This window comes from Planococcus ruber, assembly GCF_022819085.1.
Lineage (GTDB): Bacteria > Bacillota > Bacilli > Bacillales_A > Planococcaceae > Planococcus > Planococcus ruber.
Map to the genome: position 1 here is coordinate 46,175 of NZ_JALHAG010000001.1, position 11,971 is coordinate 58,145.

Consider the following 11,971-nt stretch of genomic DNA (forward strand, 5'->3'; position numbering starts at 1 on the left):
GGTATTCGAGGAGGACAACATAATGACAAAAATTATTATTATCGACGATCACCAACTCTTCCGTGAAGGCGTAAAGCGGATTCTTGATTTTGAAGATTCGTTTGAAGTTGTAGCAGAAGGCGGAGATGGGACGGAAGTCGTCAAATTATACGAAGAATACAAACCCGATGTGGTATTAATGGACATTAATATGCCGCAAAAAAATGGGGTAGAGGCAACAGGCGAGTTGATTGAGAATTTCCCTGATGCAAAAGTCATTATGCTGTCAATTCACGATGATGAATCTTATGTAACGCATGCATTAAAGACAGGCGCTCTTGGCTATATGCTGAAGGAAATGGATGCAGAGGCGATTATCCAGGCCATTAAAGTTGTGGCAAAAGGAGGATCTTATCTTCACCCGAAAGTAACGCGCAATTTGGTGATGGAATTCCGTCGCTTGAGCGAACGTGAAAACAAAGGTTCTTTCCACCAAACCGAAATTCGCCGTCCATATCATTTATTGACGAAGCGTGAAAGTGAAGTTCTTCAATTATTGACGGACGGGCAAAGCAACCGTGTAATCGGCGAAACGCTCTTCATTTCTGAAAAAACGGTAAAAAACCACGTTTCCAGCATCCTTCAAAAAATGCAAGTAAATGACCGTACTCAAGCTGTTGTTACAGCCATTAAAAATGGCTGGGTTGAAGTACGCTAACTAATTAAGCGAACCCCTGCATCCTTGATGCAGGGGTTTTCTTATGTGAAGGGACGGGGTGCACCAAAGACCGCCATTTTCGATAAGACTTCCAGCGCTTGTCGCGGCTACCGAGGCGGCTCCGCTTTTCATTGTCCAGACTCCAGCGGCCAGCCCCTCGGGATCATAAGCCATCCCGGCTGTGCGGCAAAGAACGCCGCTTCGCCGGTTTGTCTTATGCCTTTCAAGGCTGAACGGCCGCCTCCGCTTTTCTCATTCGACACAGTTTCTTCATTGTATTCTTTTCGTGCGTATGGCAAAATGAAGCGCAGGAGGAATGTATGATGAAAAAGATGATTTTGGCCGCAAGTGTGGCATTATTGCTTGCTGCTTGTTCTGATTCTGAAGAGCCTTCAGTAAACAGCAATACAGCAGATGATGGAAATGGAACGAATAAAAATAGTGCTGTGGACCATGGTGTCGAAGATGTAGAAGGTGAAGTGAAAGACGAAGTCGGTTTTACGTTGAACGATAAAGGTGAAGCGGAAGCTGCCGAAGTCCCAGAAGCTGAAGCGGAAAAGATTCTGGCTGCCTATCAAGAATATATCGATGCTTTTAATGCAGAAGATGTCGATCGGTATATGGAAGTGATCGCAGAGGAGCCGGATGGCTTTGACCGGGAAGACGACCGCGCTGCGTTGACTGAAGCTTTTGCAGATTTTGATACAACCTATACACCAAGCAATGAAACCATTGTGGAATATGAAGAGAGCCGGGCGGAAGTTTATGCTCAAATCGATGTGTCGATGGCAGAGCCGAATTCGGATAAAACGGCCAAGCAGTCAGGACGGCAAGTGGTTGTTTTTAAAAATGAAGACGGCGCTTGGAAAGTCACAAGCCTGCATTTTATCGGAAACCAATAAAAACTTCCCGGAAGTTCCGGGAAGTTTTTATTTTTCGGCTCCGATTTTCATCTCTGGGGCAGGATATAGAAGCTCAAAACTTCTTTCGCTTACCATAAAAAGAATTAGTTGAACTTAAGGGTTATTTTTAATGCGTTATTTGGTAAACTGGCAATGGAGGCTGATTAAAATGAGAACAGCGATAGTAACAGATAGTACCGCGTACATACCTGAAGAAATACGCAGAGCTGAAAATATCCATATGGTTCCGCTTCAAGTGACGTTTGGAAATGAGTCGTTCGCTGAAGAGGAAGAATTGCACGTGGATGATTTTTATAAAAAAGCGGAACAGGAATTACCTAAAACATCACAGCCGCCGATCGGTGAATTTGTCACCAAATATCAAGAGCTTGCAAAAGAGTATGATGAAATCGTTTCAATTCATTTGTCGAGTGGCATCAGCGGAACCTTCCAAGGAGCGCAGCAAGCCAATGAACTGGTCAAAGATGTGGAAGTTTTTGCTTTTGATACAGAAATTTCTTGTGCCATGCAAGGCTTTTATGCGTTGAAAGCGGCTGAATTGTCCCGAGCAGGAGCGGATGCTGCCACCATCATCCAAGCGCTTAACGAAATGAAAAAAACGATGCGCGCTTATTTTATGGTGGAAGACCTCAATCATTTGCGGAGAGGCGGAAGGCTTTCCAATGCTCAAGCCATCGTCGGCGGGCTTCTGCAAATTAAACCATTGCTTCATTTTCAGGACAAATTGATTGTGCCGTTTGAAAAAATCCGGACTCGGAAAAAAGCGATGAAGCGAATCGAAGGAATGCTCGGAGAAGATGTACAAGCGGGAATTCCCCTTAAAGCAGCGATCATCCATGCAAACCGTCCGGATGATGCACAGGCATGGTATGAAGAATTGCACGAGCAGTACCCGGAAGTGGAATTTGTCATTTCCTATTTCGGCCCTGTGATTGGAACACATTTAGGAGAAGGCTCAATGGGGCTTGGCTGGGTAAGAAAATAACCGGCCAAGGTCCATTTTTCAAAAAAGGAGGCCGTTTATGAAAGAAATAGAAGATTTTTTGACCGGGAGAATCTGGTTGAAAGAATTCACCCCTTTTCCTAAAAATGAAATTGATGAAGCCATTGCCCAAGGGCTCATCGCGTGCATTCCAGGCATTAGCGAGAAACAGGAATGCAGCAGATGTTTAGAAAAGTCGGCACACCTCATTTCTTTTTATTGCGAAAAATGCGAAGGCGACTGTTTATATTGCCGCCATTGCCTCAAAATGGGACGCATCAGTTCTTGTACGGAGCTGATCACTTGGGCGGCCCCATCTCCTAGACCCCTCAAAACCCGCTCATTTCAATGGAGCGGCCGTTTAACCCCTTCTCAGAATCTAGCTTCCCAACAAGTAATTGAAAGTATTCAAAACAATCGCTCCCATCTTATTTATGCGGTATGCGGAGCCGGAAAAACAGAAGTGCTATTTGCCCCTATTTACGAAGCGCTAAAGAAAGGTGACCGGATTTGCATTGCGGCCCCGCGGACAGATGTTGTCCTGGAACTCTCTCCTCGTATCCGTGCAGTCTTTCCTGAAGCTGTTGTCCACACACTTTACGGCGGTTCGCGGGATGAACCGGGATTTGCTGAAATCGTCATCGCCACTACACATCAGCTTTACCGTTTTCAAAATGCCTTTGATCTGATGGTCGTGGATGAAGCAGACGCCTTTCCCTATTCGATGGATCCCGCTTTGAAAAGAGCAGTGATGAAAGCGAAAAAACCGGAAGCGCCGGTTGTCTACGTTTCAGCGACCCCATCTGCCCGGCTATTAAAAGAAACGCCAGGCCGTTCAGAAATTTTTAGGCGGTATCATGGACAGCCTTTGCCGGTGCCGCGCTTCGATTCGCTTTGGAATTATAACAAGCAATTAAAAAAGAAGACCATCCCGAAAAAGTTGGAAACCTGGGTTCGTTTGAGGATTTCCCGGCAAGAACCGTTTCTTTTATTTTTCCCAACGATTGATTTGATTGACCAAAACATCCCTTTATTTAAAGAATTGGACGTTGGTATTGAAGCAGTGCATTCCAAAGATCCAAACAGAAAAGAGAAAGTCATGGCATTGCGGCAAGGAAAAATTCCGGGGCTGCTGACTTCTACGATCCTGGAGCGGGGGATTACGATACCGAAGGTTCAAGTGGCGGTAATTGGAGCAGAAGAAGAAATTTTCGATGCAGCAGCTTTAATCCAAATTTCCGGCAGGACGGGCAGGGCAGCGGACTTTCCAACCGGGGATATTGTTTTTTTCCATAATGGCATAACGAGAGAAATGGATAGAGCCAAAAAGACAATAATCGCTTATAATAGAAAGACCATTTCATGAATTGCCTCCTTTGCAGCAGGAAGCTGCCCATGCAGGCATCATGGAGAAGTTTATTTATGAATGACTTGAACGAAGCAGTTTGTACGAAATGCAAAGCGGAATTTGAAAGCATCACGGGAAACGCTTGCTTATATTGTGGTGCGCTTGAAGATGGGGTTTGTCGAGACTGCCTTTATTGGGAGCAGACGGAATATGCCGGATTGATCACGAAAGGACAATGCTTGTATCGATACAATGCTGCGATGCAGACTTATTTTCACCAATATAAATTTCTGCAGGATGTAATTCTTTCCGAAGTTTTTGCAAAAGAAGTGCAGCACGCATTAGCAAAAGTGGAAGCTGTGATTGTCCCGATCCCCATGAATCCGAAAAAGTTGAAAGAGCGGACCTTTGCCCAAGTTGATGCGATGCTGGAGTCAGCAAGGCTCCCGTACAAACATTTATTGACAAAGAACGAAGATGTCCAAGGCAAAAAAACAAAAACCGAAAGAATGGCTTCCACTCCATTATTCCAGTGGAATGGAGAAGCGGTTCCGAAAAAAGTTATATTGGTCGACGATCTCTATACGACAGGCACGACGATGCGCCATGCAGCAAAAGTTCTGAAAGCGGCAGGGGCGGAGGAAATCGAATTGTTTTGCTTGATTCGCGGTTGAAAGGGATTCAAAAACATTTTGGAGGGGTGCAAATGTTTTATAACAGGCAGGAACATTATCGGTATGCGTTTGGCCATCCGCAAGAATTACTCATCCGTTCGAATGAACCGAGTGGAACTTCTTTGCATTATGGACTTTTGCTTGATGTCTCTCCGCGAGGCGGAAAATTCTTTTTGGAGAAGGAATTGGAAAAAATAAAAGAAGAAATCGATGTCGAGTTCACTTTAAACCATGAAAAGCTCTATTTAAAAGGCATCCTTTTATGGAAAGAAAGCACGACCGAAGGGTGGATGTATGGGATGGAGTTCCATAAAGATCCAGGCAAAGAAATGCTGATCAACAATGAGTTAAAAGCATATCTGGAATTGGAATAAAAACTGCCGGACGTTTAACAAACGCCCGGCAGTTTTCTTTTAATGTTCATAAATCATTTTTCTGGTCATGCCGCCATCGATAGTGAGGCATTCTCCGGTGATGAAAGAGTTTTCAGGATTGGACAAGAAAAGGCAGGCGCGGGCAATATCATCGGGTTTGCCGACGCGCCCGCTCCAATGCTGCTCATGGTCGACTTTCCGGAGTGCTTCTTCTCCGGTGTGGATCCATCCAGGGGCAATCGAATTTACCCGAATTCCCTTTTCGCTTAAAGTAGCTGCCAGCGAATGGGTCAACGCAAAAATCCCGCCCTTTGAAGCGGAGTAAAGCTCTGTATTCGGTTCTGACATAAATGCCCGTGTCGAAGCCATATTGACGATTGAACGGATATCTTCCGTCATATAGCGTGCAGCTTCACGGCTGCATATGAATACGCTTTTTAAATTTGTATTGAGAAGCTCATCCCAGTCCTGTTCTTCAATCTCCCAGATGGAAGTGAACTTTGAAACCCCTGCGTTATTAATCAGAATATGAATGGCTCCGTAGTCTTTATGGATTTCTGAGAATACCTTGATGACTTCATTGAAGTTCCCGACATCGCATTTGCGGAAATCCATTCCAGGCAAATCACTCCCTTGGATGTCGAGTCCGACGACTTTTGCTTCTTTCGTTAAAAAATGTTCTGCAATGCTTCGGCCGATGCCCTGGGAAGCACCGGTCACCACTACTGTTTTATTTGTAAACATGGCTTTCATCTCCTTGTGATTTACTTTACCTGAATTTAACTTCCTTAAAACTTTTTAGTTTTAAGCAGGAAACTTCAGGGGATATATAGAAATGTAAAGGTAAGCACAAAAGAAGGAGGAGTTCATATGCTTCAATACAATATCAAGGCCGACAATGTCGAAGTAACTCCGGCAGTTCGCGAGTACATCGAAAAGAAAGTGGATAAGATTGAAAGATACTTTCCGGAAGGTACAAACGCAACTGCGATGGTTAACTTAAAAGCGCTTAATCACAGCCAAACCAAAGTGGAAATTACAATCCCTATGAAAAATCTCGTATTGCGTGCAGAAGAACGGCACGATGAACTATATGCAGCAGTAGATTTAATCATTGGCAAGCTTGAGCGCCAAATTCGAAAATACAAAACAAAAATCAACCGTAAATTCCGCGATCGCGAAGGAATGGGCATTGCGTTTGCTTCAGCTGAACAAGTGACTCAAACTTCAAATGATGCGGAAAATTCCTATACAGATGAAGACGATGAAGATTTGACAATCGTCCGTACAAAACAATTTGAACTAAAACCGATGGATGAAGAGGAAGCCGTATTGCAGATGAATATGCTTGGGCATAATTTCTTCGTCTTCACTGATGCTGAGTCGAATGAAACCAATATCGTCTACAAACGTAAAGACGGCACCTACGGTTTGATTGAAACCAGCTCTTAATAATAGTCAAAAAGCCTCTCCTTGTGAGAGGTTTTTTTCTTTTTATAGGGAAAGAAACTATTTTTTTGCTCTTTATAGCAATTTTAAGTGGCATACAGGAAGTTTGCACGCGGTTGTCTGCAGTGTTAAAATAAGTAGTGAGAATTTTTGCCAAGGACTAAGAGATTTTGAATATTTTAGTCATTAAGGACTAATTCAAAATGAATAAGAATATTAAAGCAAAAGCGATCCGGCTGGACTTGTTTTAGCCGGACACTACGCAGGGAGCGGTTATAGATGCTTGGAGTATTAAACAAAGTATTTGACCCGAACAAACGGGACTTGAAAAGATTAGAAAAAACAGCCGATCAGGTCGAAGCGCTAGCTTCAGAATATGCAGCTTTATCGGATGATGCCTTAAAAGCGAAAACCGAACTATTTATTGAACGTTCTGCTAAGGGTGAGTCATTGGACGATCTATTGCCTGAAGCCTTTGCGACGATTCGTGAAGCTTCTAAGCGCGTTTTGGGCATGTACCCATTCCGTGTTCAGATCATGGGTGCAGCTGCACTTCACGAAGGCAATATTTCCGAGATGAAAACCGGTGAAGGTAAAACATTGACTTCAACCATGGCCGTCTACTTAAATGCCATTTCGAAAAAAGGGGTTCATGTCGTAACTGTCAACGAATATTTGGCGAGCCGGGATGCCGGTGAAATGGGCCAGTTATTCGAGTGGCTTGGGCTAACGGTCGGATTGAACTTGAACAGCTTGACGAAAGATGAAAAACGCCAAGCGTATCAAGCAGATATCACATATAGCACCAATAACGAACTTGGTTTTGATTATCTTCGGGATAATATGGTGCTCTACAAAGAAGACATGGTTCAGCGTCCATTGAATTTTGCAGTAATTGATGAAGTTGACTCCGTTTTGATCGATGAAGCGCGTACGCCGCTTATCATTTCAGGACAGGCGGCGAAAGCAGCGCAATTGTATATGCAAGCGAATGCTTTCTCCCGGATTTTGGTGAAAGATACCGATTATACGTATGATGAAACGACAAAAGGCGTTGTGTTGACAGAAGACGGCATTGAAAAAGTGGAAAAAGCATTTAATATCGATAACTTATTCGATATTCGCCATGTCCGTTTAAACCACGCAATCAACCAATCGTTAAAAGCGCAAGTGACCATGCATAAAGACGTTGATTATGTGGTTCAAGACGGGGAAGTCGTGATTGTCGATCAGTTTACGGGCCGTTTGATGAAAGGGCGCCGCTATTCAGATGGATTGCACCAGGCAATTGAAGCCAAAGAAGGTTTGGAAGTCCAAAACGAATCCATGACGATGGCGACTATTACATTCCAGAACTTTTTCCGTATGTACGATAAACTTTCCGGCATGACCGGTACAGCGAAAACGGAAGAAGAGGAATTCCGCAATATTTACAATATGAACGTTATTGCCATTCCGACAAATAAACCGATCATTCGTGATGACAGAGTCGATTTGATCTACGCGACCATTGCTGGAAAATATAAAGCTGTTGCTGATGATATTGCGGAGCGCCATAAAAATGGCCAGCCGGTACTAGTCGGTACGGTTGCAATTGAAACGTCGGAAATCATTTCTGATTACTTGACGAAAAAAGGCATCAAGCATTCCGTACTGAATGCGAAAAACCATGCGCATGAGGCGGAAATCATTTTGAATGCCGGCCAGAGAGGCGCAGTAACAATTGCAACAAACATGGCTGGACGCGGAACCGATATTAAACTTGGCGAAGGCGTGACCGAGGCAGGCGGTTTAGCGGTTCTGGGTACGGAACGGCATGAGTCCCGCCGTATCGACAATCAGCTCCGAGGCCGTTCTGGACGCCAAGGCGACCCGGGTGTAACGCAATTTTATCTTTCTTTGGAAGATGATTTGATGCGCCGCTTCGGATCGGATGCCATGCGCAATATGATGGGCAAACTAGGGATGGATGATTCCCAGCCGCTGCAGTCTAAAATGGTCAACCGTTCGGTTGAGTCTGCGCAAAAACGGGTTGAAGGAAATAACTTTGATGCCCGTAAACGTTTGCTTCAATATGACGATGTTTTGCGCCAGCAGCGTGAGATTATTTACAAAGAACGGATGGAAGTTCTTGAAACCGAGAACATGCGTGCACTCGTTGAACGGATGATTGATGGTTCCATTGAACGTATGGTCCATGCACATACTTCGGAAGAGAACCCGGAAAATTGGAATTACAAATCGCTTGTAGATGTGGCTTCAGCAAACTTATTGCCTGAAAACACAATTACAGTTGAAGATTTAAAAGGAAAGACCCAAGAACAATTGATTGATTTCATCAAAGCGGAAGTTATGAAACGCTATGATGAAAAAGAAGAAGAAATGACTTCTGAACGCATGCGCGAATTTGAGAAAGTTGTTTTGCTTCGTTCAATCGATACAAAATGGATCGACCATATCGATGCAATGGACCAATTGCGCCAAGGTATTCACTTGCGTGCTTATGGCCAAAACGATCCGCTTCGTGAATACCAAAACGAAGGATTCGCGATGTTCGAGGAAATGGTCTTATCCATTGAGGAAGACGTTGCAAAATATGCCATGAAAGCGGAAATCCGCAATAATCTTGAACGTGAAGAAGTGGCAAAAGGGCAAGCAGTCAATCCGAAAGAAGATGGGCCGGCACCGAAAAAGAAAAAAGCTCCGGTACGCAACGATATGGCTGTCGGACGCAACGAACCATGCCCATGCGGCAGCGGCAAAAAGTTTAAAAACTGCCATGGGGCAACAGTTTAAAAGCGGCCTCTGATTCAAAAAAGCCGTTAAAATGAAATAAATAAAAGCAAGCCACAGGACCGAAGAGCATCTGCTCTTCGGTGTTATTTTGAGGAGGAACACATAATGATGGAATTAGCAGACATCCGAAACGAACTTGATAAATCAGCCAGCAAACTGGCGGACTTTAGGGGGTCTCTTTGACTTAGAAAACAAAGAAGCCAGAATCCAGGAATTGGATGAAATGATGCTGGATCCGAACTTTTGGAACGATCAAGAGTCGGCACAAACGGTCATTTCGGAATTGAACGGATTGAAAGATATTGTGAATACGTATCATCGTTTTACGGAAACCCAGGAAAATTTAGAAATGACGCTGGAATTGCTTCGTGAAGAAAACGACGAAGAACTGCACGAAGAAATCAGTGAAGAAATGCAAACCTTTAAAAAAGAACTAGGGGACTACGAATTAACGATGCTGTTAAGTGAACCCTATGATAAAAATAATGCTATTTTAGAATTGCATCCAGGTGCAGGCGGCACGGAGTCGCAGGATTGGTGTTCGATGCTTCTGCGCATGTATACGCGCTGGGCGGAAAAACGCGGGTTTAAAGTTGAAACGCTTGATTACTTGGCGGGAGATGAAGCTGGCGTAAAATCTGTCACATTGGGCATTAAAGGGCACAATGCATACGGCTACTTGAAAGCGGAAAAAGGCGTTCACCGCTTAGTCCGCATTTCTCCATTCGATTCTTCTGGCCGCCGCCATACTTCATTTGTATCGTGTGAAGTCATGCCGGAATTCACCGGGGAAATCGAAATCGATATCCGGACGGAAGATTTGAAAATTGATACGTACCGGGCGAGCGGCGCCGGCGGACAGCACATCAACACGACCGATTCTGCCGTTCGAATCACTCACTTGCCGACAGGGGCAGTAGTGACTTGCCAACAAGAACGCTCTCAGATCAAAAACCGCGAAAAAGCGATGCAGATGCTGAAAGCTAAACTCTATGCATTGAAAATCCAAGAACAGGAAGCCGAGCTTCTTGAAATTCGTGGAGAACAAAAAGAAATCGGCTGGGGCAGCCAAATTCGCTCTTACGTGTTCCACCCGTATTCGATGGTAAAAGACCACCGCACAAATTACGAAACCGGGAATCTGCAAGCTGTGATGGATGGAGATATCGACGGCTTCATCAACTCGTTGCTGCGTTCGAAGATGCAGTAAGAAAAGCGGAGGTGGCCGGTTAGCCGCGACAAATAATAATCCCGAGACCGAGCAGATTCGGTTAATTTAAGAAAGTATCCTCCTATTATAATAAGGCCTCGATAACGCTTAGCGCTGTCGAGGCCTTTCTCTTTATCTTGATGAAGTTCACAAGTAGCTGGAGCTTTGATATACTCTGACAGGGTTGAACTCAAGATTAGGCAGGAATGAGGAAAGTTGAATGGGGAAAAAAAATCAGCGAATAAGAAAAGAGCCGCATCCGGTTCTTAGTGTAATTTTAGAATACGCCAGTGTCATTTTGGGCTCGGCAATCGTAGCGATTTCATTTAATGTATTTTTGCTGCCGAATGAAGTGGCTTCGGGCGGTGTCAGTGGAATCAGTACCATTTTAAAAGGTGTCTTTGATTGGAAGCCCGCCTTTGTGCAATGGGCTTTTAATATTCCGCTCTTTATCGCAGGTGTCATACTGCTCGGCAAGAACTTCGGAATCAAAACAGCAGTGGGAACGGTATTTCTTCCTTTTGTCGTGTTTATGACAGAATCGTGGGAACCTTGGACGATGAATCCCTTGCTCGGTTCTTTGTTCGGCGGAATTATGGTAGGGCTTGGGCTCGGAATCGTCTTTCGCGGACAAGCGTCTACAGGAGGGACGGATCTGGCTGCACAAATCATCACCAAATATACGGGGCTGACGCTCGGGACAAGCGTAGCGTTAATCGATGGAATGATTGTTTTAGCAGCTGCTTTAGTGTTCGATATCGAAAAAGGGTTGTACGCCTTGATCGGATTGTACGTAACGACCAAAACGATCGATTTGGTCCAAGTCGGATTTGGCCGATCGAAATTGGTTTACATCATTACGAACAAGCAGGCGGAAATCCGCGATGCAATTTATGAAGAAATCGACCGGGGCGTTACGAAGCTATCGGCTACAGGCGGCTATACCGAAGCTGAAAAGCCAATGATTATGGTTGTCGTTCATCAGACGGAATTTACGCGGTTGAAGAACTTGGTGAAAATTATTGACCCGTCCGCCTTTGTTATCGTATCGGATGCTGTAGAGGTGCTTGGGGAAGGTTTCAAACGCGCATAACTTTGGTATACTCTAATAGGTAGGCAAAAACGAGAGGAGGGACCCAGCATGAAGAAACAGCTAATGGCTTTATTATTCGGTTCAGCGCTAGTGCTTGGTGCATGCGGCGGGGGCGATGATTCAGCAGATGCGCCAGATAGCGGCGGTTCAGATGACTCATCGATAGACCCGGAGCAAGTGGTACAGCAAAATTGCATTTCGTGCCACGGTGAAAACCTGGAAGGTGCAGGCAATTTTCCATCTTTGAATGATGTCGGTTCCCGATTATCAGAAGAAGAAATTCGTGATGTCATTGATAATGGACGAGGAGCAATGCCTCCAGATATCATTGAAGGCGAAGAAGCAGATGCAGTAGCCCAATGGTTATCCGAGAAGAAGTAAACCGGCTGAATAGCCGGTTTTTTCTATTTCACAAAAATGTCATA

12 protein-coding genes are annotated in these 11,971 nt (G+C 44.6%); 11 read left to right on the forward strand and 1 reads right to left on the reverse strand.

What is annotated here, in order from left to right:
* The first annotated feature begins 22 nt into the window (after positions 1-22).
* From MTR82_RS00225 to MTR82_RS00250, 6 genes are all read left to right on the forward strand, one after another.
* Positions 23-697, forward strand: coding sequence for a response regulator (locus tag MTR82_RS00225; protein ID WP_052650931.1), 675 nt, complete (start codon positions 23-25; stop codon positions 695-697).
* Between the two features lie 323 nt (positions 698-1,020).
* A complete protein-coding gene (locus MTR82_RS00230; RefSeq protein ID WP_246807329.1) occupies positions 1,021-1,599 on the forward strand; it encodes a nuclear transport factor 2 family protein in 579 nt (192 codons plus the stop codon).
* 169 nt (positions 1,600-1,768) lie between these two features.
* Positions 1,769-2,605, forward strand: coding sequence for a DegV family protein (locus MTR82_RS00235; protein ID WP_052650934.1), 837 nt, complete (start codon positions 1,769-1,771; stop codon positions 2,603-2,605).
* 37 nt (positions 2,606-2,642) lie between these two features.
* Positions 2,643-3,968, forward strand: a complete 1,326-nt coding sequence (locus tag MTR82_RS00240; RefSeq protein WP_246807330.1) for an ATP-dependent helicase ComFA — start codon at positions 2,643-2,645, stop codon at positions 3,966-3,968.
* 56 nt (positions 3,969-4,024) lie between these two features.
* A complete protein-coding gene (locus MTR82_RS00245; protein ID WP_246807331.1) occupies positions 4,025-4,624 on the forward strand; it encodes a ComF family protein in 600 nt (199 codons plus the stop codon).
* A 32-nt stretch (positions 4,625-4,656) separates the two neighbouring features.
* Positions 4,657-4,998, forward strand: a complete 342-nt coding sequence (locus MTR82_RS00250) for a PilZ domain-containing protein (RefSeq protein ID WP_246807332.1) — start codon at positions 4,657-4,659, stop codon at positions 4,996-4,998.
* 39 nt (positions 4,999-5,037) lie between these two features.
* Here the strand turns inward: MTR82_RS00250 and MTR82_RS00255 are convergent, their stop codons facing one another.
* Positions 5,038-5,742 carry an SDR family NAD(P)-dependent oxidoreductase gene (locus tag MTR82_RS00255; RefSeq protein WP_246807333.1) on the reverse strand — a complete coding sequence of 235 codons (705 nt, stop codon included), beginning with the start codon at positions 5,740-5,742 and terminating at the stop codon, positions 5,038-5,040.
* 126 nt (positions 5,743-5,868) lie between these two features.
* Between MTR82_RS00255 and hpf the strand changes: the two genes are divergently transcribed.
* The 5 genes from hpf (at position 5,869) to cccB (ending at position 11,927) form a co-directional block, all read left to right on the forward strand.
* On the forward strand, positions 5,869-6,450 hold the full coding sequence (gene hpf, locus MTR82_RS00260) for a ribosome hibernation-promoting factor, HPF/YfiA family (RefSeq protein ID WP_052650938.1): 582 nt from the start codon (positions 5,869-5,871) through the stop codon (positions 6,448-6,450).
* Between the two features lie 276 nt (positions 6,451-6,726).
* Positions 6,727-9,243 (forward strand): preprotein translocase subunit SecA, encoded by a 2,517-nt coding sequence (gene secA, locus MTR82_RS00265; protein WP_246807334.1) that lies wholly within the window; start codon positions 6,727-6,729, stop codon positions 9,241-9,243.
* A 108-nt stretch (positions 9,244-9,351) separates the two neighbouring features.
* A protein-coding gene (gene prfB, locus MTR82_RS00270; protein ID WP_246808535.1) for a peptide chain release factor 2 occupies positions 9,352-10,453 on the forward strand; the annotation gives its coding sequence in 2 pieces (ribosomal slippage) (positions 9,352-9,423 and positions 9,425-10,453; 1,101 coding nt in all).
* Positions 10,454-10,673: 220 nt separating this feature from the next.
* Positions 10,674-11,546: a YitT family protein gene (locus MTR82_RS00275; protein WP_246807335.1), complete on the forward strand. Its 873-nt coding sequence runs from the start codon at positions 10,674-10,676 to the stop codon at positions 11,544-11,546.
* 48 nt (positions 11,547-11,594) lie between these two features.
* Entirely contained in the window at positions 11,595-11,927 is a 333-nt protein-coding gene (gene cccB / locus MTR82_RS00280; RefSeq protein ID WP_052650941.1) for a cytochrome c551, read from the forward strand.
* The last annotated feature ends 44 nt before the right edge of the window (positions 11,928-11,971 follow it).